This is a genomic window from Burkholderia sp. 9120 (assembly GCF_000745015.1).
Lineage (GTDB): Bacteria > Pseudomonadota > Gammaproteobacteria > Burkholderiales > Burkholderiaceae > Paraburkholderia.
The window spans coordinates 3,478,319-3,497,437 of record NZ_JQNA01000002.1 but is presented as its reverse complement, the minus strand read 5'-3'; the positions used below and the strand labels follow the sequence as shown (position 1 = coordinate 3,497,437).

Below are 19,119 nucleotides of genomic sequence, written 5' to 3'. Positions count from 1 at the left end.
GATCAGACCGAGCGAAGGCCATTCATGAACGCAATCACTGACCTCAATGACCTTCGGCTCTTCGCGGAGGTGGTCGAGCACGGCAGCTACACGGCGGCCGCGCGCAGCCTCGGCCTGCAGACGTCGAAACTCAGCCGGCGGATTCGCGCGCTGGAAGAGGAGCTTGGCGTCCGCCTGCTCAATCGCACCAGCCGCAGACAGTCCTTAACGGAGACCGGGCGGCAGTTCCACCAGCATTGCCTTGCGCTGGTGGCGGAGGCCAAAGCCGCCAAAGATATCGTCGAGCGCACACGCTCCCAGCCGCAGGGCACGGTGCGGATTGCCTGCCCGGTGGCCTTACTGGAGTCGGGCATCTCCACGATCATCGCGCGCTACGTGCAGGACAACCCCGAGGTCCAGGTCCTGCTGGACGCAACCAACCGCCGCGTGGACGTCGTCGAGGAAGGTCTGGACTTCGCGATCCGGGTCAGGCTTCCACCGTTGGAAAACACCGATCTCGCCGTCCGTCAGTTGGGGCTGTCGATCCACATTCTGGTGGCTAGTCCAATGCTCGCGGCGCGCTATGCGGCGCCCGATTCGATTGAATCGATGCGGGAATGGCCCACCCTCTCGATGGCGAGCAGCAGCGAGCGATTTGCCTGGAACCTGGTCGACGCCGAGGGGCGCGTGACGTCGTGGCCGCATCGGCCACGTTTCGCCACCGACGACCTGGCCAGCCTCAGGATCGCAGCGCTATCCGGTGTGGGCGTGGCGATGCTGCCGAGGGAACTGGTCGAGGCCGACATTCAGGCCGGCCGCTTGCAGCATCTGTTGCCGCAGCTCGCCAGCACGCCGGGCCTCGTCCATGCCATCTTTCCCACGCGCCGGGGTATGGTGCCGGCCGTGCGTCATCTGCTCGACGCACTCGTCGCAGGATGCGAAGGTTTGAACTGGCCGCGCTAGTTTCCGAATTTCAATCGGGTGGCTTTTTACGCGTGTGCTTTGGTCAGCGAGGCATAGCGTGCGCGCCCGGCTATTCAAATCTGAATACACAAAACTGTAGTGCGCGAACCGGCAGGCATCACTAACGGACGCGCGCCGGCCCGGCGTTCCACGCAAGGCATCGGCACCCGCCACCGCCGGCCGGCGAGATTCGCTTTGCTGTCTCCCCTTTTTTCTAATACCGTTGTACTCACAACGGCATCCAAATTGCTGCGTGAAATCCGTTGGATCGCGACGCTTCGGAATTCGACGCTTCGCCAGCCTGCATTGACCTTTCAATGGAGTCGACAGAACGTCATGCCCACGCATACCGATCGTCCGGATTCGAGCGACGCACCCGCCGCCACACCCAATCAACCTTCACGCCGCCGCTTTCTACAAACCGCCGCCGCTGCCGCGACGGTCGGCGCCGCGCCGCATCTGCGCGCGCAAACTCAAACGCCGGTCGCGCCGCCCGCGCCGGTCCGGCAAACCGTGCCGCCGCGTTCGGTTACATTGACCGTCAACGGCCGGCCTTACACGCTGCAACTCGAACCGCGCGTGACCCTGCTCGATGCGCTGCGCGAATACGCGGGGCTGATGGGCACGAAGAAAGGCTGCGACCGCGGACAATGCGGCGCCTGCACGGTGCTCGCCGACGGCCGCCGCATCAACTCGTGTTTGACGCTCGCGGTCATGCACGAAGGCGAACAGATCACGACCGTCGAAGGGCTCGCCAGCAACGGCATCTTGAGTCCGATGCAACGCGCGTTCATCGAACACGACGCGTTTCAGTGCGGCTACTGTACGCCCGGGCAGTTGTGTTCCGCGACTGCCCTGCTGAACGAATTCCGCAACGGTACGGCCAGCACCGTCACCGCCGACGTGCGCAACCATCCCGCACAACTGTCCGACGCTGAAATCCGCGAGCGCATGAGCGGCAATATCTGCCGCTGCGGCGCCTACGCGAACATCGTCGCCGCGGTACGCGCGGTGCACGACGGCGGCGGCCAGCCCGGCAACGCGGCCGTCGGCCCGTTGCAAGGCCAGCCGCAAGACAACGCCCAGCGCAACGCGTAACGGAGCGACCAGCATGGATGCGATCTCTTACGAACGCGCCGGCGACATCGCCGGCGCAGTGCGCGCGGCGCAGCAGCCGGGCGCGGTGTTTATCGGCGGCGGCACCAATCTGCTCGATCTGATGAAGGGCGGCGTGGCGCGGCCGCTGCGGCTGATCGATATCACGCATATCGGCGGACTCGACACGGTCACGACACAGCCCGAAGGCGGCATTCGCATCGGCGCGCTGGTGCGCAATAGCGACGTGGCCAATCACGCGCTGGTGCGCGAGCAATATCCGTTGCTTTCGCAAGCATTGCTGGCGGGCGCGTCGTCGCAACTGCGCAATATGGCGACCGTCGGCGGCAATCTGCTGCAGCGTACCCGCTGCGGTTACTTTTACGACACCGCCTTCACGCAGTGCAACAAGCGCATGCCGGGCAGCGGCTGCGCGGCGCTCGACGGTCTGAACCGCACGCACGCGATTCTCGGTACGAGCCCGCAGTGCATCGCCGTGAATCCGTCGGACATGAGCGTGGCGCTCGCAGCGCTCGACGCCGTGGTTCGCGTCAGCGGTCCCGCCGGCGAGCGCGTGATTCCGTTCGCCGAGTTTCATCGGCTACCGGGTGATCGCCCCGACGTCGATACGACCTTGCAGCCCGGCGAATTGATCACCGCCGTCGATCTGCCGCCGCCGCTCTTCAGCAGCCATTCGCATTATCTGAAAGTGCGTGACCGCGCCAGTTACGCATTCGCGCTGGTCTCAGTCGCGGCCGCCTTGCAGATGGACGGCGATCGGGTGAGTAGCGCGCGTATCGCGCTGGGCGGCGTCGCGCACAAACCGTGGCGCGCGAGCGCGGCGGAACAGTTGCTCAACGGTCAGCCGCTCACGCAGGACACGCTGCGCAACGCGGCCGCCGCCGCACTACGCGACGCGCGCCCACAGCGCGACAATCGCTTCAAGGTGCAGCTCGCGCAGCGCGCGATCGTGCGTGCCGTGAACCAGGCCGCCGGCCGCGCGGGAGGTGTCGTATGAATCTGATCGGACAACCGGTCGACCGGATCGACGGTCTGCTCAAAGTCACCGGCGAAGCACGCTACGCCGCCGAATTCCCCGAGGCGCGTCTCGCGCATGCGGTGCTGGTGACCAGCACGATTGCGCGCGGCACGATTGCGTCGATCGACGCGAGCCGCGCGCAGGCGCTGCCCGGCGTGCTGCTGGTGATGACCTATCAGAACGCGCCGCGTCTGCCGAACGGCGGCAAGCCGGCGCTCGCGCCGCCGGCCGGCCGGCGTCTGTCGCTGCTGCAGGACAACGAGGTTCACTACAGCAACGAGCCGGTCGCGGTAGTGGTCGCCGACACGCTCGAACATGCCACCGACGCCGCGCACCAGTTGCGCATCACCTACCAGGCCAGCGCGGCGACGGTGGACTTCACGCAGGCGAAACCGAACGCACATGCGCCCGATCGGCCGCAGGGCCGGCAGACCGATACGCAGCGCGGCAGTTTCGACGACGGCATGCGCAGCGGCGCCGTGCACGTTGATGCGACCTACACCACGCCGATCGAGCATCACAACCCGATGGAGCCGCACGCCACCCTGGCGCGCTGGGACGGTCCGCAGCTCACGCTGTACGACGCGACTCAGGGTGTCAGCAGCGCGGCGCAGGCCATCGCCAAAACGTTCGGCATGTCGCCCGCCGACGTGCGCGTGATTTCGCCGTTCGTCGGCGGCGGCTTTGGTTGCAAGGGCTCGTCGTGGTCGCATGTCTCGCTGTGCGCAATGGCCGCGCGGCAGACCGGCCGGCCGGTGCGGCTCGCGCTCGAACGGCCGCAAATGTTCGGCCCGGTCGGCGCACGGCCGCATACGGAACAGCGCTTCATTCTGGCCGCGCGCCACGACGGCACGCTGACCGCCATGCGTCACGACAGCACGTCGAATACGTCGGTGATCGAAGACTGGACCGAGACCTGTTGCATGGTCACGCGCATGCTGTATGCGGTGCCCAACCAGGTGACCACGCACCGCATCGTGCCGCTCAACCTCGGCACGCCGACCTTCATGCGCGCGCCGGGCGAGACCACGGGTTCGTTCGCGCTCGAATCGGCCATGGACGAACTCGCGGTCGCATTGAAGATGGACCCGCTCGCGCTGCGCCTGAAGAATTACGCCGACGCCGATCCGCAGGAAAACAAGCCCTGGTCGGGCAAGTCGTTGCGCGAGTGCTATCAGATCGGCGCGCAAAAATTCGGCTGGTCGCGGCGCAACGCCGCGCCGCGTTCCATGCGCGACGGCAACACGCTGATCGGCCTCGGCATGGCGACCGCGACGTATCCGGCCAACCGCAGCGAAGCCGCGGCGATCGCGCGGATTCTGCCGGACGGCACCGCGATGGTCGCCTCCGGCACGCAGGATCTCGGCACCGGCACCTACACCGTCATGACCCAGGTCGCCGCGGATGCGCTCGGCTTCGCGCCGACGCAGATCCACTTCGCGCTCGGCGATTCTTCGCTGCCGCGCGCGCCGGTGTCGGGCGGTTCGCAATCGGCGGCGAGCGTGTCGCCGGCCGTGCGCGACGCGGCCAGCCAGGCGCGCAGCCAGTTGATCACGCTCGCGCTCGCCGACGAGGCTTCGCCCGTGTTCGGCATCGCGCTCGACGACATCACGGTGATCGACGGCTGGGTGACGAGCCGTTCGCAACCGGGCAAACGCGATCCGGCGGCGGCGATCATCGCGCGTTCGGGCGGCAAGCCGATCGAGGCGACCGCGACCGTCAAACCCGGCGACGAAAAGCAGAAGTACTCGTTCCACTCGTTCGGCGCGGTGTTCGTCGAGGTGCATGTCGACGCCGAGCTCGGCACGATTCGCGTGCCGCGTGTCGTGGCCGCTTACGACGTGGGCCGCGTGCTGAACCTGAAGACGGCGCGCAGTCAGTTGATGGGCGGCATCGTCTGGGGAATCGGCGCGGCGCTGCAGGAGGAAACCCTGCTCGATACGCGCTATGGGCGCTTCACCAACGCGAATCTCGCCGAGTATCACGTACCGGTGAACGCGGATATCGGTTCGCTCGACATTACTTTTATCGACCGGCCCGATCCGTATATCAACTCGCTCGGCGTGCGCGGCATCGGCGAGATCGGCATTACCGGCGTGCCGGCCGCGATCGCGAATGCGGTGTATCACGCGACGGGGGTACGGGTGCGCGATTTGCCGGTCACGCTCGATAAGGTGATGGGACCGATGCCGGTGTGAGGTTCCTCGGCGGAGAACCTCGACGAAAGCGGCGTGAATTTAGACAGCAGGCGCCAGGCGTAGGTATTGGCGCTTGCCTGTGCCTGGGTTGCATCGCACAATCGGTCTCATTCTTTCTACCGGTGCCCGCCCATGGCCTACGCCTCACTCGCCACTGGCGTGCTGCTCGCCGCCGGCTTCGGCTCTCGCTTCGATCCCGAGGGCCTGCACAACAAACTTTTAGCACGCATGCCCGACGGCACGCCGGTCGCGCATGAAGCCGCGCATCGGCTGCTGCGGGTGGTGACGCGGGTGCTCGCGGTGGTGCGGCCGGGCTCGGACGCGCTCGCGCGACTGCTGAACGACGCCGGTTGCGACGTGGTGTTCGCCGCCGACGCCGAGCGCGGCATGGGCGCGAGCCTTGCCGCCGGCATCGAAGCCAGCGACGACGCCGAAGGCTGGATCGTCGCGCTGGCGGATATGCCGCGCATCGCCACCGCCACGATCGAAGCCGTCGCTCACTCGCTCGATGGCGGGGCGTCGCTGGTCGCGCCGTTTTACCAGGGACAACGGGGGCATCCCGTTGGCTTCGGGATCGAACATCGCGACGCGTTGCTGATGCTCGACGGCGATACCGGCGCGCGCGCCTTGTTGATGTCGCAACGAGTGACGCGGCTGGATGTCGACGATCCGGGTATTTTGCGGGACGTGGATACGCCGGAGGATCTGCTCAAGGTCTAGTGGCTTGATCTGCGCGGCAGTTTGGGCGGATACTGTATATCCATACAGTATTTTGTCCGGTTTTGTCCGCATGACACGTATTCCCATCGAACCGTCTTTTGCCGCATGGCGCCGCGCGGCGCGTGCGCTGCTGCGACAGGAGATCGAGCCGGCGCAGATCGAGTGGGTCGAGTCGGAGAGCAACGCCGCAGAGGGCGATCGTTCGGATGCCGGGCAAGAGACGACGCGGCCGGCGGTGGCTGGTGCGGCAGACGTGACGGCTACATCGGCTAGTTCGGCTACTTCAGCCACCACCCCGCCCGCCATCCCACGCGAATTGCTGTCGCGGCTAAAAGCGGCAGCCTGCTACCGCGCCGCCGACCGCTGGGCGCTTCTCTACCGCGTCCTCTGGCGCTGGACCCATGGCGAGCGCCAGGTCATCGCCCTCGACGACCCCGACGGCGCTCAACTCGCGCAACGCATCCAGTCGGTCGACCAGGAAAGCGAAGATCTGGTGACTCTCACGCTGTTCCGGCGTCGCGATCCGTCGATGGGACTGCCGGAGTTCGTCGGCTGGTACGAGCCGCATCACGATCTGCTGGAACGCGCCGCCGCGTATTTCGGCAAGCGCATGGGCGATTCCACGTGGATGCTGGCCACGCCGCAGGGCGCGGCGTTCTGGAACGGCATGCTGCTGCGAATCGGCCGCCCGGCCACCGAGGAAAGCACGCAAACCACCCATGCCTTACCCGCCAGCGCCATGACCGGCGAAGCGATCACCAGCGAACCCACCGAGGCGCTGTGGCTCGCCTATTACGCCAGCGCCTTCAACGCCGAACCGGCGCCCGTACCGCTGCGTTACTGGCGCACGCCGGCCGCCGGTCCGCCGCTGCCCGCCCGCCTCGCGCGCGAACGCAGCCGTCTCGGCGCGCAGCGCGCCGCCGTCACTGTGCCGGAGAGACCGCCCATCGAATATTCAGCGGTGACGCCGCCGTTGCGCGAGCCAACCGGCCCGCTCGCCACCTGCCGGCGCTGCGCGTTATGGCGCAACGCGAAACAGGCGGTCTCGGGCGCCGGGCCGGCTCGGTCGATGCTCATGGTGGTCGGCGAACAGCCCGGCGAGTATGAGAACCAGCACGGCGAGCCCTTCACCGGACCGGCCGGGCAGTTGCTGGATACCGTGCTCGCGCGTGCCGGGCTCGAGCGGTCGGCGCTGTATCTGACCTATGCGGTCAAGCACTACAAGTGGGAGACGCTCGACCAGCAGCGCATTCATCGCACGCCCGCGCCGCGCGAGGTCGAGGCGTGCCAATACTGGCTGGAGCAGGAGCTGGCGCACATCGCACCGCGCGTGGTCGTGACGCTCGGCGCGACCGCGCTGAAGGCGCTGACCGGCGCGCACGTCAATCTGTCGGAATACCTCGGGCAGACCATTGCGCGAGACGGGCGACTGATCGTGCCGACGTGGCATCCGTCGTATGCGCTGAGAACCGCCGATGCACGTTTGCGCGAGGATATCGTTGCGGCGATCGTGAGCGCGTTCAGGCGCGCGGCGGAGTTGGCGGGGACGTCGGCCTGACTCAAGCGCTCGCAAAGCCCACCCTGCGTCCTATCGTCCTCCACTCACAAAGGTGAGACAGTTCGGGAGACGTCAGATGCTCAACGGTGAACCTTTGCGGGACAGCGCAGTGCCCAGGCACACCGCTTGCGCATCCCACAACGGCCACGCAAATCTCGCCGTTTCCGCCTAAGCTGATGAGACGCCGCGATTTCCACGCCGCGCTAACACGCAACACCGCATAAACGCCACGCCAGCGCCCCGCACCGGGCAGGCGTCCCCGAAACCACCACACGTCCCATGAGCGAAACCAGCCCACGCCTGTTCATCGTCTCGCCCCATTTCGACGACGCTGTCTTCAGTTGCGGCGAACTCCTCGCCGCCCATCCCGACACGGCGATCTGTACCGTCTTCGCCGCCCCGCCCGAACAGGAAATGCATACCGAATGGGATGAAAAGTCGGGCTTCACGGGCGCGTATCAGGCCATCCACGCGCGCACGCTCGAAGACAACCTCGCGCTCGAAGTGCTCGACGCGATTCCGCTGCGCATGCCGTTCCGCGACGGCCAGTATCGCGACTCGCCGTCCATCAGCAAACTGGCGGCGGCGCTGGAAGAAACCATTTACCGCACCACCGCGAACACCTTGCTGATGCCGCTCGGTCTGCATCACGACGACCACGTGCGGGTTTTCGAAGCCTGCTGCGAAATCCTGCCGCGGCTGTCGCATCTGGAATGGTTCGGTTACGAGGAAGCGATTCACCGGCGCACGCCCGGCGTCGTGCAGGCGCGCCTCGCCGATCTCGTGCAGCGCGGCGTGGTCGCCACACCGGCCCAGCCGAGCGCGGGCCATACGATCGACGTCCAGCGTCGCGCGCAACTCAAACGCGAAGCGGTCAATGCGTATGGAAGCCAGTTACAGGCATTCGGCGCGGGCAATTATGAGGACGTCTTCGCCGCCGAACGTTATTGGCAACTGAGCGTGGGGCGTCGGGCGAGAAAGTAAGCGGACAAGCCGACGTGCAAACGTCTAGGCTTGAAGAGGAAGAAACAAGCCGGCGCGACGCGCGGCCGCGGTCGAAGCCTGAAGGTCGACCGTGAGCCGTTAGCCGACCCGCAGATCGCTCAACCACGAGGTGATGTCATGAGCTACGACATGCATACCAGTCCGATTCCCGATCCCAACGCCGATCCGAATCGCGACCCTGAAGCCGATCCGCTGGTGCCGCCATCGCCCGGCCATCACCCCGAGGAGCCGCAGCGGCCCGATGGGCCGCCGGACAAAGATCCGGTGTAGAAAACGCGGGGCCGACGGCGCGATCCCGCAGCAGCGAAACCGCCGCGCGCTAAAAGCGGCGGCGGCCCGAATCAACGCATCAGTTCGGTAAAGCCCTGCAACAGACGGTCGATATCGGCAGCGTGAATATTGCCCATCGTCGAGATGCGGAACAGTTCGGCCGACAGCCCGCCTTGCCCGGCATAGATGACGAAGCCGCGCGCCTTCAACGCATCGTGCAATTGCGGATACGCAATACCGCCCGGCAAGCGATACGCGCGCAGCACCACCGACGACTGCTCCGGCGGCAACACGCTGTCCATGCCGCGCTCCGCCAACCCCACCCGCGCCTGCTCCGCGAGCGCCGCATAGCGTGCGTGGCGCGCGCGCCAGCCGCCTTCGTCGGCGAGTTCGCGCAGCGCTTCGACGAGCGCGTAATACGCGTGCACCGAAGGCGTGAACGGCGTATTGCGCTGATCCTGCAAACGCGCGAGACGGCCGAGGTCCAGGTAGTACGTGCGGCTCGCCGCCTGTTCGAGCGCCGCGCGCCGCACCAGCACGAACGACGCGCCCGGCACGCCATGCAGACATTTGTTCGCCGTGGCGGCGACTGCGTCGAGACTGCTGTCGGCGAAATCGATCGCTTCGGCGCCGAAGCTGCTGACGCCATCCACCAGCAAACGCAACCCGCGTTCACGACACAACGCGCCGAGCGCCGTCAGCTCGTTCAGGCGGCCGGTGGTCGTCTCGTGATGAATCACGGCGAGGTGCGTGAACGCCTTGTCGGCGTCGAGGCGTTCGGCGATCTTCGCGAGATCCGGCGCCTGCATCCACTCGTGTTTCAGCGACGCGTGCGCAATGCCGTACTGCGTGGCGATCTGCGAAATACGCTCGCCGTACACGCCGTTTTCCACCACCAGCAGCTTGCCGTTCTGCGGCACCAGCGCCGCGGTCATGCTTTCCACGGCCGCCGTGCCGGAGCCGGTCATCAGCACCGCTTGCCATTCGCTCGCGTCGAGGCCGTACAGATCGACCAGACGCGTGCGCGCCTCTTCCTGCAAGTCGAAAAACTCGCTTTCGCGATGGCACAAATCCGTCTGCAACAGGCTGTTGCGGACACGTTCGGTGAGCGTCACCGGGCCGGGATTGAGTAGCAGCATGAGCGCTCCTTGGCTTGTACGTTGTGCGTCGTTGTGCGTTAAACAGCGCCGATGTGGCGCATCAGGCGCGTCTTCACATCGGGCGGCGTGATGGTGGGACGCGGCAGGCCGTCGGGCGTGCCACGGCGAATCGCCAGACGCGCGAAGCGCGGACCGTCGAGCGGCGCGCCGTCGAACAGTTCGTCGAGCACGCCGACGTCGTCGCTTTCAACCGCCGACGCGTAACCGCACGCGGCAGCCACGCCCGCGAACGAGACCTGCGACGACACCGTCGCCTGGCCGCCGGTGGAATCGTGCGCGCCGTTGTCGAGCAGCACGTGCGTGAGATTCGCGGGACCGTAGGCGCCGAGCGTCGCGAACGCGCCCATGCGCATCAGCGCCGCGCCGTCGCCGTCGAGCGCGACCACGTGCAGGTCCGGACGCGACAGCGCGAGACCCAGCGCGAACGGCGTCACGCAGCCCATCGAACCGACCATGTAAAGCTGGTTCGCACGGTCGTCGATCGCGTAGAGTTCTCGCCCGCAAAAACCGGTCGAGGCGAGCACCACCGTCGATTCCAGCGGCGTGTGTGCGATCACCTTCTGCAACGCGTCGTGACGCGAAGCGAGTTCGTTCGCCGCGACGTTGTTGAATGTCGAGCGCGCCGGCACCGGCACGCGACGCTCGCCCGCGCCGTTGTCCTTCAACTCGTACGGCGCCACGCTGCCCTTCTGCATGACGAGCGCGTACGGACGACCGGTTTCGTCCATATGCGCGATCGCGCGATCCAGCGCCGGGCCGATCGCGTCGGCCTCGGTCGGAAAGGTCTCCCACGGAATCTCCATGGTTTCCAGCATCTGCGGCGTGACCGGGCCCATCAGCGCGTGCTGCGGTTCGTCGGCCACACCCGGCTGACCACGCCACGTGACGATCAGCAGTTGCGGCAGACGGAACGTCCACGTCAGCGAGGTCAACGGGCTCACGGCGTTGCCGAGCCCGGAGTTCTGCATCATCGTGATGCCGCGCCGGCCGTTTTGCGCGCCGAGCGTGACGCCTGCGATCAACGCGACCGCGTCGCCTTCATTCGCCGCCGACACGTAATGCAGCGATTCGTCCTGCAACACGTAGTTGATGAACGGCGTCAGATACGAACACGGCACGCCCGCATACCAGTCGAAGCCGCGCGTGCGCGCCGCTTCGACAAACTGTGCTGCCTCGATCATTGCGCGGCTCCGCTCGCGGCGTCCGTGGCGGCAGCGTTGGCCGCGAACGGCGCTTGCGCATGCGCGAAGTCGCCGGCACGACGGAAGTCTTCCAGGTCGTTCACACCGCGCCAGTGGCCGTGCACGTATTGCACTTCGATCGATTCACCCGCTTCGATCAGCGCGTTCAGCAGCGCGGGCATATCAAGCGACGCGAAATCCGCACGCGCCTGCAACTGGCTCAACACCGCCTGCAAACGCGGCTGACCCGCTTCGCGCACGTTCAGCAGACCGACCCAGCGGCCATGCGGCGTTTGCGATGCGATCGCCGACGACGCGTCCTGCCCGCTCGACACATGACGCAGCGTCACCTTGTTGCCGAACAGACCGCGATCGTCGCCCGCCGAGCACCACGCGAAATCGCGCACGCTGGCGTTTTCCGCATCGGTCAGCGACGAATCGACCACCACGCTGAAGGCCGCTTCGCTCTCCACCAGATCGCGCAGGATATAGCTGCGGAACAGCAGGTCGCCGTACGAGATCACCGTGTCGCCCGAGAGCTTGGCCGCAGCGCAGGCGAGCGACGCGAGTTCGCCGGTGTGCGCGTGCTGCTCGTTGACCACCAGCTTGATGCCGGCCGTGTCGATCGCATCGGCGCGATAACCGCCCACCACCGTAATATCGTTGACGCCCTGCTTCTTGAACGCGTCGACGAGCCAGCGCAGCAGCGGCTTGCCGGCGATCGGCAGCATCACTTTCGGACGGTCTTCGGTCACGGCTTCGAGGCCCTTGCCGCGGCTCGCGGCGAGCACAACAGCAGCACCGGCCGATGCGCTCGACAGATAGCGGTCTTCCGCTTCCGAATACTCGTCAGCGTCTTGCAGACGGAAGATTTCGTTGACGGCGGCAATGCTGTCTTCAACGTTGACGAGCGTTTCGCTCGAATGAATTTCTTTGGCGACGGCTTGCATCGCCGAGGTCGCCGCGCGGATCAAATGGTTCGCCCAGATCACCGTGCTGATGCCCGCTTCGCGGAACACTTCGGTCGGCGTGCTGTAGTACTTGGTCGGCACGATCACGAGCGGACCGCGGCCGGCCCATTCGCGCGCGAATTCGAGGATTTCGTCGGGACGCGACAGCTTGCTGTGAATCAGGATCGCGTCCGCGCCGGCCTGGCGGTACGCTTCCGCGCGGCGCAGCGCTTCGTCCATGCCCCAGCCCGCGATCAGCGCTTCGACGCGCGCCACGATCGAGAAATTCTCGTCCGACTGCGAGTCTTTACCGGCCTTGATCTTGCCGCAGAACTCGTCCATATCGGCGAGCGGCTGCGCTTCGCCGTTGATGAAGCTGTTGGTCTTCGGGAACTGCTTGTCTTCGATACACACGCCGGCAATGCCGCGTTGTTCGAGCTTGCGCACGAGACGGCGCACGTTGTTGAAGTTGCCGTAACCGGTATCGCCGTCCAGCAGGATCGGCAGGTCGCTGGCGTCGGCCATGAATTCGAGGTTGTCGACCACCTGGGTCCAGCTCGCTTCGTTGTTGTCGCGCACGCCGAATTGCGCGGAGATCGCGAGGCCCGAGCCCCAGATCGCCTTGAAACCGGCTTCGCGAACGATGCGCGCGGAGAGGCCGTTATGCGCCTCCATCATGAATTCGAGTTCGCTGCTGACAAGCATCTGGCGCAGGCGCGCGCTACGGGACGTGGGGACGAAAGCGGGTTCGCGGGCGTTCATGTTCTTTACTCCTGATGGCGGGCTTATTGGTGCTCTTTTTTGCCCGGCTGGCGACTGGAAAATGGCGACTATAACGGAATTTTTATTAATTCGTCTTTTTGACACCGTTAGCGCGCATTTCTTGCGATTAAGTGGAAAATTGTGTCGTTTTTTGCGTTTTCGAACCGTGCCGACGCATTTGCTATTTATTGGCGTTATGTGCGCTTTTGACGCAAATGCCGGCGGCCAGGCGTGGCACATGCGGCGGGGACGCACGTCCGGTTTTTTGCAGACAAGCGGGCAAGCGGGCGCGAATCAACGTGCGCCGCTGAATAAACTATTTGTTTTTATGCGATTTTATTTTTCAGCCGCTTTAATTGCGCGACATCGGCGGCATTAGCGGCAACGGCAATGCGCCCTATACAGAAAAACTCAACAAGCCGATATAAATCAAAAATAATTCGCGCACCTGGCGTATAAAACGGCGTCGCTTCCGGCTCAATCCTTATTTGGTAAGACAAATGAAATCGCAATACAGCGGGTTTCCCCTCCCCTGCGCATCCGATCCCGACAAGCCGTAAACACAGTCAGCGACAAGCGACTCGCTGAATGCCCATCAGCGAACCCAAACCTGACCGACCACTTTGCGAAAGCAACAAGCCATTGCTATGACTCTGAACAAAAAACTGGCCTCAATGATCGCCGTTCTCTGGATCGGTCTGATTCTGATCGGCGGCTTCGGCGCATGGCAAAACCGTGCCTCGATGATTTCGGACCGCCGCGACCAGTTAACCTCACTGATCGACCAGGCCAACCACATCGTGAACCGTTACTACACGATGGCGCAGCAACACACGATCACCGAAGACGAAGCCAAAAAACAGGCGCTCGACGCCCTGGGCGCGATGCGCTATGGCAAGGACGGCTATATCTCCGTCAACGATTCGCAGCCGGTCATGCTGATGCATCCGATCAAGACTGAGCTGAACGGCAAGAACATGGCGCAGTTCACCGACCCGGCGGGCAATCATCTGTTCGTCGATATCGTCAACGCGGGCAATCATGAAGGCGGCGGCTTCGTCGATTATTTGTGGTCCAAGCCCGGCAGCGACAAACCGGTGGCGAAGACCAGCTTCTCGCGCCACTTCACGCCGTGGGACTGGTACATCGTCACCGGCATGTATATGGACGACGTGCAAAGCGCGTTCTACGCGAACCTGCTGCGCTGGCTCGTGATTACCGTGACGCTCGGCGCGATCGCCACGGCCGTCATGCTGCTGGTGTTGCGCAGCATTCGCCGTACGCTCGGCGGCGATCTCGAAGTGGCGGTCGAACACGCGCAACTGATGGCGCGCGGCAATCTCGCGACGCGCGTGCCGGTCGATTCGGACCACACCGGCAGCCTGCTGCATGCGTTGCAGACCATGCAGGCCGGCCTCGTCGACACGGTGTCGCGCGTGCGTCTCGGTACCGACAACATCAATATCGGCGCGACCGAAATCGCCGCCGGCAACACGGATCTGTCGCAACGCACCGAGGAACAGGCCGCGGCGCTCGTGCAAACGGCGTCGAGCATGGACCAGATGACGGTCAACGTGAAACAGAACGCGGACAGCGCAGCGCAGGCCGCGCAACTCGCCGGTCAGGCAGCAGACGTCGCGACGCGCGGCAGCCGCGTGGTCGACGACGTGGTTCGCACCATGGGCGAGATCACCACCAGCTCGCGGCAGATCGGCGACATCATCGGCGTGATCGACGGGATCGCGTTCCAGACCAACATTCTGGCGTTGAATGCTGCCGTGGAAGCGGCTCGGGCCGGCGAACAGGGTCGCGGCTTCGCGGTGGTTGCCGCCGAAGTGCGCAGCCTCGCGCAACGCTCGGCAACAGCGGCGAAGGAGATCAAGGCGTTGATCGAGACGTCGACGGGGACGGTGGAAGCCGGCGCGTCGCTGGTCGCGAACGCGGGCTCGACGATGGGCGAGATCGTGCAGTCGGTGCGTCGCGTGAATGAGATTCTCGAAGAGATCAGCAATGCATCGCGCGAACAGAGCGCGGGCATCGAGCAGGTGAATCGCGCTGTCGGAGAGATGGATCAGGTGACGCAGCAGAACGCGGCGCTGGTCGAAGAGGCGGCAGCGGCGGCGCATTCGTTGAAAGATCAGGTGGGCGTGTTGCGCGAAGCGATTTCGAGCTTCGCGTTGCCGGCTTGATGCGGGGTTCGGGACTCGCCGCGGGTTAAATAGGCGGCCTGGCGGAGCGGAAAGAGACTCGGCAAAACAACGCTAAAACAGCTACAAAAAAGAAGGCGCTCTACAGGCGGATAGCGCCCCTTTAACACGCCGCGTCGGAGTCGACGCATCAATCGAACGAGACAGCCGCGCGGATTTTTCAAGTCCGCGCGGTTTTTTTTATGCCCGCGCGGCCGTCTTATTCGTCGCTTGATCGCAGGCATTGCGCCCGAGCGATCCAGCAAACGCTTACCCCACCTCAACCCGCAATCAACTTAAGCCGAATTTGGCATAGCCGAATTCGGCTTAAGCGATTTTCATCCTGACGACCCGCTTACGATAATGGCCGCTTTCAAACGCGCGCCAGACTGCGGCCTCCGCTAAAGAGCCTCCGTCGCGCGCCGCTCCGTCAAGGCTCGCCGTCATGTTGCTGCACCTCCTCTACCTCATTGCGATCGTCGCCGAAGCCATGTCCGGCGCGCTGATGGGCATGCGCCGCGGCATGGACCGCTTCGGTCTGTGCCTCGTCGGCACCGTCACTGCGCTCGGCGGCGGCACGGTGCGCGACGTCCTGCTCGGTCACTATCCGCTTGCATGGATCTCGCATCCAGATTACGTTCTTATTACAATTGGGGCGGCGTCGGTGGCGGCGGCCGGAGCGAAGTGGTTGCGCAACTGGCAGTGGCTGTTCGTCACCGTCGACGCCATCGGCCTGATCGCCTTCACCGTGATCGGCTGCGACGTGGCCGCCACGCTGGATGTGAGCCCCGCGATCGTGGTGCTGGCCGGCGCGATCACCGGCGTGTGCGGCGGCATGATGCGCGACCTGCTGTGCAACCAGATCCCGCTGGTGTTGCGTCAAGAGTTGTACGCCAGCATCGCGCTCGGCGCCGGCGCGCTGTACGTGGCGTTGCAAAGCTGCGGCATGGAACCGGGCCCGGCCTCCGTCTTGGTGCTGCTCGGCGGCTTCGCAGTGCGCATGCTGGCCGTGCGGTTCCGCTGGCAATTCAAGGTGTTCACCGCCGCCGATTCGGGCGGCGCAAGTTAATCGAGCTGTACGTTATCCGCACCCCATGACCCAGAAGAAGAAGTCGCAGTCGCACGATCCCTACGCGCCAGTCGCGAAGAACCCGTTGCTGGCGGCGCGCCTGCCAATGTGGCGCTCGAAACTCGTCGTGGTGCTGATGTTCGCCGCGTTCGCGTCGCTGGCGGGCCGCGCGTTCTGGATTCAGGTGGTGAACCAGGATTTCTACGTCGATCAGGGGCAAAAACGCTATCAGCGCACTCAGGAACTCGACGCGACGCGCGGGCGGATCGTCGATCGCAACGGCTCGATGCTCGCCGTCAGTCTCGCCACTTATGAAATCTGGGCCTCGCCCAGGCTGATCGACGAAGCCGCGTTCGCGCCGCTGTCGAAGCTGCTCGATCTGCCGCCGGAGGAACTGCGCCGGCGCTTAGGCGGCGACAAGACCTTCGTGCTGCTCAAGCGCCAGGTGGATGCCGATACGGCCGGGCATCTCTCCAAGCTGGGCCTTGCCGGCATCACGCAGATCGCGGATTCGAAGCGCTTCTACCCGGAAGGTGAATCCGCGGCGCACGTAGTCGGCTTCACCGATATCGAGGACAACGGTCAGGAAGGCGTCGAGCTTGCCGCCAACGAGCAACTGCTCGGCGTGCCCGGCCAGCGCGAAGTGATCCGCGACCGGCTGGGCCGCGTCGTGTCCGAAACCCGGCCGCTGGTGCCGGCGCAAAACGGCGACACCATCCATCTGACCATCGACCGGCGCATTCAGCAGCTCGCCTATGCGCAGTTGAAGGAGGCCATCGCGAAACATCACGCCGAAGCGGGCAGCGTGGTGGTGCTCGACGCGCGCAACGGCGAGATTCTCGCGCTGGCCAACTATCCGAGCTTCGACCCCAACGACCGCGCGCGTCTGACCGGGCGGCAACTGCGCAATCGCGCGGTCGTCGATACCTTCGAGCCGGGCTCGACGATCAAGCCGGTGGTCGTCGCGTTATCGATCGACGAAGGCAAGGTGCGGCCGCAAAGCATCATCGACACCGCGCCCGGCTGGTACAAGATCGGGCCGGCCGTGATTCACGACACGTCGAATCACGGCGCGATGACGGTCGCGGAGGCCGTGCAGAAATCGAGCAATATCGCGCTCGCCAAGCTCGCGCTGAATCTGCCGGCCGAAACGATCTGGCGCAAGTATCAGGAATACGGACTCGGTTTGCGGCCCGAACTCACGTTCCCCGGCGTGGCCTCGGGCAAGGTACGTCCGTATAAACGCTGGCGGCCGATCGAACAGGCGACCATGGCGTATGGCTATGGGCTGTCCACTTCGCTGCTGCAACTTGCCCAGGTCTACACCGCTTACGCCGGCGACGGCACGATGCATCGCGTGAGTCTGGTGCGCGACGGCGCGGGCGCGGCGGCGCACTCCGCCGATAAGGGCCATGCGGTCACCACGCCCGCTACCGCGCGCGCGATCCGTTCCATGCTGGAAATGGCCACGGGAATTGGCGGCACGGGCCGCGCGGCGACCGTCGCGGGCTACCGGATCGGCGGCAAGACCGGCACGGCGCGCAAACAGATCGGCGCGACCTACGCGAAAAACCGCTACCGCGCGCTGTTTGTCGGCATGGCGCCGATGAGCGATCCGCGCCTGGTCGTGGCCGTGATGATCGACGATCCGGCGGGCAAGTCGTTTTATGGGGGGACGGTGGCCGGTCCGGTGTTCAGCGGCGTGACCGGCGGCGCACTGCAGTTGCTGGGCGTGCCGCCGGATGCGCCGGAGACTTGAGCGGGTTGGGTTTGGCCTGGGTTTAGTTCAATCGCCCGCTTTTACCAACGCCTCGATGCGATTGCGGCCGTTGCGTTTGGCCTGATACATCGCGCGATCGGCTTCTTCCATCATCGCGCGGCCGTACGTGATCGCCTCGGCCGGCGCACCGCCGATCGTGCGCGCCGCCACGCCGATCGACACGGTCAGCGCAATGCGTTCGCCGTGATCGTCCTGCAACACGAGCCGTTCGACTGCGAGTCGCACGCGCTCGGCGACGGTCAGCGCATCGGCCCGATCGCCTTGCAGCAACGCGGCGAACTCTTCGCCGCCATAACGCGCGACGGTATCGCCCAGCCGCACCTGCTGACGCACGCAGGCCGCCACGGCCGCCAACGCGCGATCGCCGGTCTGGTGCCCGTAGGTGTCGTTGATCCGCTTGAAACTGTCGATGTCGATGAACAGACACGCCACCGGCACGCTATAACGCGCCGCGCGCATGATCTCTTCGCGCAGCCGTTCGTCGAAATAGCGGCGATTGGCGAGACCCGTCAGCGAGTCGGTCATGCCGAGTTGCTTGAGCCGCTCGCGATGCGCGACGTTGTCGAGACTCGCGGTCACGATGCTCGCGAAGCGCTCCAGAATATCGGTGGCCAAGCCTTCGCCGAAACGCTCCGGGTCGTCGCTGCCGAGACACAGATAGCCGCTGACGATATCGCCCGCGGCGAGCGGCAGCAGAATCGCGCTGGCTGGCGCGGCGCTGTCGCCGAAGAATGCGCGGCACATGGCGTCATCCCGTTGAGCGGGCCGACCTAGCCAGGGGCGGCCTTCGTCGCACAGACCTTGCGCGGCGAGCCCGCCTTCACGCGAGGTCTTCAAACCGGACTGATCGAGCGCGCGCATAGCGCCCGGCTCGAGTAATTCGAGCAGCATCGGCGCGCGGTCGTCGAGCCATAAGGTCACGCTGGCCAGCGAGAATTCCTGCGGCAGATGGCGGAACAATGTGTCGAGAAAAGACGCGAAATCCTGCGCGCCGATCAACCGCAATTCGACATTCTGGAAACGGCGCAGCGTGCGCTCGTTGTGCTGGACAGTATCGACGAGCGAGCGAAGGCGGTCGGAGAGCGGCGTTTGAGCGAGATTCGTCACGTTATCAATAAGGCGCGCCCGAAGGCGAAGCGGGGACCACGGCCCCAACCGCTGTAATAACGGCCGATTCCGCGAGGTCTTGAGGGTGCGGATAGAA

The 19,119-nt window shown here is 65.1% G+C and carries 16 protein-coding genes; 12 read left to right on the top strand and 4 right to left on the bottom strand.

The annotated features are described in order from the left end of the window. Positions 1-24: 24 nt before the first annotated feature. The 8 genes from FA94_RS23880 (at position 25) to FA94_RS39230 (ending at position 8,827) form a co-directional block, all read left to right on the top strand. Positions 25-942 (top strand): LysR substrate-binding domain-containing protein, encoded by a 918-nt coding sequence (locus tag FA94_RS23880; protein ID WP_035555920.1) that lies wholly within the window; start codon positions 25-27, stop codon positions 940-942. A 336-nt stretch (positions 943-1,278) separates the two neighbouring features. Then, positions 1,279-2,040, top strand: a complete 762-nt coding sequence (locus tag FA94_RS23875) for a 2Fe-2S iron-sulfur cluster-binding protein (protein ID WP_051980697.1) — start codon at positions 1,279-1,281, stop codon at positions 2,038-2,040. Between the two features lie 13 nt (positions 2,041-2,053). Beyond that, positions 2,054-3,055, top strand: a complete 1,002-nt coding sequence (locus FA94_RS23870; RefSeq protein WP_035555919.1) for an FAD binding domain-containing protein — start codon at positions 2,054-2,056, stop codon at positions 3,053-3,055. Next, a complete protein-coding gene (locus tag FA94_RS23865; protein WP_035555917.1) occupies positions 3,052-5,274 on the top strand; it encodes a xanthine dehydrogenase family protein molybdopterin-binding subunit in 2,223 nt (740 codons plus the stop codon). The genes FA94_RS23870 and FA94_RS23865 overlap by 4 nt, the downstream gene beginning before the upstream one ends. A gap of 132 nt (positions 5,275-5,406) precedes the next feature. After that, positions 5,407-5,994 carry a nucleotidyltransferase family protein gene (locus tag FA94_RS23860; protein WP_035555915.1) on the top strand — a complete coding sequence of 196 codons (588 nt, stop codon included), beginning with the start codon at positions 5,407-5,409 and terminating at the stop codon, positions 5,992-5,994. Positions 5,995-6,064: 70 nt separating this feature from the next. Next, entirely contained in the window at positions 6,065-7,552 is a 1,488-nt protein-coding gene (locus FA94_RS23855) for a UdgX family uracil-DNA binding protein (RefSeq protein WP_035555913.1), read from the top strand. A gap of 279 nt (positions 7,553-7,831) precedes the next feature. Further along, complete coding sequence (locus FA94_RS23850) at positions 7,832-8,536, top strand: PIG-L family deacetylase (protein ID WP_035555911.1); 705 nt, start codon at positions 7,832-7,834, stop codon at positions 8,534-8,536. 138 nt (positions 8,537-8,674) lie between these two features. Next, the gene (locus FA94_RS39230; protein WP_167444599.1) at positions 8,675-8,827 is read left to right on the top strand and encodes a hypothetical protein; all 153 of its coding nucleotides are present in this window, start codon (positions 8,675-8,677) and stop codon (positions 8,825-8,827) included. A 71-nt stretch (positions 8,828-8,898) separates the two neighbouring features. Here the strand turns inward: FA94_RS39230 and FA94_RS23845 are convergent, their stop codons facing one another. Genes FA94_RS23845 through aepX form a run of 3 tightly spaced genes read right to left on the bottom strand, consistent with a single transcriptional unit; the run spans position 8,899 to position 12,880 of the window. Then, positions 8,899-9,966, bottom strand: coding sequence for a 2-aminoethylphosphonate aminotransferase (locus FA94_RS23845; protein ID WP_035555909.1), 1,068 nt, complete (start codon positions 9,964-9,966; stop codon positions 8,899-8,901). 38 nt (positions 9,967-10,004) lie between these two features. Then, positions 10,005-11,168, bottom strand: coding sequence for a phosphonopyruvate decarboxylase (aepY, locus tag FA94_RS23840; protein ID WP_035555907.1), 1,164 nt, complete (start codon positions 11,166-11,168; stop codon positions 10,005-10,007). Then, on the bottom strand, positions 11,165-12,880 hold the full coding sequence (gene aepX / locus FA94_RS23835; protein WP_035555905.1) for a phosphoenolpyruvate mutase: 1,716 nt from the start codon (positions 12,878-12,880) through the stop codon (positions 11,165-11,167). Before aepX ends, aepY begins: the two co-directional genes overlap by 4 nt. Between aepX and FA94_RS38785 the strand changes: the two genes are divergently transcribed. The 4 genes from FA94_RS38785 to FA94_RS23820 all read left to right on the top strand — a co-directional run bounded on the left by FA94_RS38785 (position 12,879) and on the right by FA94_RS23820 (position 17,894). Beyond that, a complete protein-coding gene (locus FA94_RS38785) occupies positions 12,879-13,259 on the top strand; it encodes a hypothetical protein (protein ID WP_156126696.1) in 381 nt (126 codons plus the stop codon). The two genes, aepX and FA94_RS38785, sit on opposite strands and share 2 nt — an antisense overlap. Positions 13,260-13,527: 268 nt before the next feature. Next, positions 13,528-15,069 carry a methyl-accepting chemotaxis protein gene (locus FA94_RS23830; protein WP_035555903.1) on the top strand — a complete coding sequence of 514 codons (1,542 nt, stop codon included), beginning with the start codon at positions 13,528-13,530 and terminating at the stop codon, positions 15,067-15,069. Between the two features lie 448 nt (positions 15,070-15,517). Further along, positions 15,518-16,135 carry a trimeric intracellular cation channel family protein gene (locus FA94_RS23825; protein WP_035562858.1) on the top strand — a complete coding sequence of 206 codons (618 nt, stop codon included), beginning with the start codon at positions 15,518-15,520 and terminating at the stop codon, positions 16,133-16,135. 25 nt (positions 16,136-16,160) lie between these two features. Beyond that, complete coding sequence (locus FA94_RS23820) at positions 16,161-17,894, top strand: peptidoglycan D,D-transpeptidase FtsI family protein (protein ID WP_035555900.1); 1,734 nt, start codon at positions 16,161-16,163, stop codon at positions 17,892-17,894. Positions 17,895-17,921: 27 nt separating this feature from the next. Here the strand turns inward: FA94_RS23820 and FA94_RS23815 are convergent, their stop codons facing one another. Then, a complete protein-coding gene (locus FA94_RS23815; protein WP_035555899.1) occupies positions 17,922-19,022 on the bottom strand; it encodes a GGDEF domain-containing protein in 1,101 nt (366 codons plus the stop codon). Positions 19,023-19,119 lie beyond the last annotated feature (97 nt).

Bases quoted from the DNA above. Each gene is read 5' to 3' on its own strand.
- FA94_RS23865 (WP_035555917.1), top strand. From the start codon at position 3,052: ATGAATCTGATCGGACAACCGGTCGACCGGATCGACGGTCTGCTCAAA.
- FA94_RS23850 (WP_035555911.1), top strand. From the start codon at position 7,832: ATGAGCGAAACCAGCCCACGCCTGTTCATCGTCTCGCCCCATTTCGAC.
- FA94_RS23875 (WP_051980697.1), top strand. From the start codon at position 1,279: ATGCCCACGCATACCGATCGTCCGGATTCGAGCGACGCACCCGCCGCC.
- FA94_RS23845 (WP_035555909.1), bottom strand. From the start codon at position 9,966: ATGCTGCTACTCAATCCCGGCCCGGTGACGCTCACCGAACGTGTCCGC.
- aepY (WP_035555907.1), bottom strand. From the start codon at position 11,168: ATGATCGAGGCAGCACAGTTTGTCGAAGCGGCGCGCACGCGCGGCTTC.
- FA94_RS23880 (WP_035555920.1), top strand. From the start codon at position 25: ATGAACGCAATCACTGACCTCAATGACCTTCGGCTCTTCGCGGAGGTG.
- FA94_RS38785 (WP_156126696.1), top strand. From the start codon at position 12,879: ATGTTCTTTACTCCTGATGGCGGGCTTATTGGTGCTCTTTTTTGCCCG.
- FA94_RS23860 (WP_035555915.1), top strand. From the start codon at position 5,407: ATGGCCTACGCCTCACTCGCCACTGGCGTGCTGCTCGCCGCCGGCTTC.
- aepX (WP_035555905.1), bottom strand. From the start codon at position 12,880: ATGAACGCCCGCGAACCCGCTTTCGTCCCCACGTCCCGTAGCGCGCGC.
- FA94_RS23830 (WP_035555903.1), top strand. From the start codon at position 13,528: ATGACTCTGAACAAAAAACTGGCCTCAATGATCGCCGTTCTCTGGATC.
- FA94_RS23855 (WP_035555913.1), top strand. From the start codon at position 6,065: ATGACACGTATTCCCATCGAACCGTCTTTTGCCGCATGGCGCCGCGCG.
- FA94_RS39230 (WP_167444599.1), top strand. From the start codon at position 8,675: ATGAGCTACGACATGCATACCAGTCCGATTCCCGATCCCAACGCCGAT.
- FA94_RS23820 (WP_035555900.1), top strand. From the start codon at position 16,161: ATGACCCAGAAGAAGAAGTCGCAGTCGCACGATCCCTACGCGCCAGTC.
- FA94_RS23870 (WP_035555919.1), top strand. From the start codon at position 2,054: ATGGATGCGATCTCTTACGAACGCGCCGGCGACATCGCCGGCGCAGTG.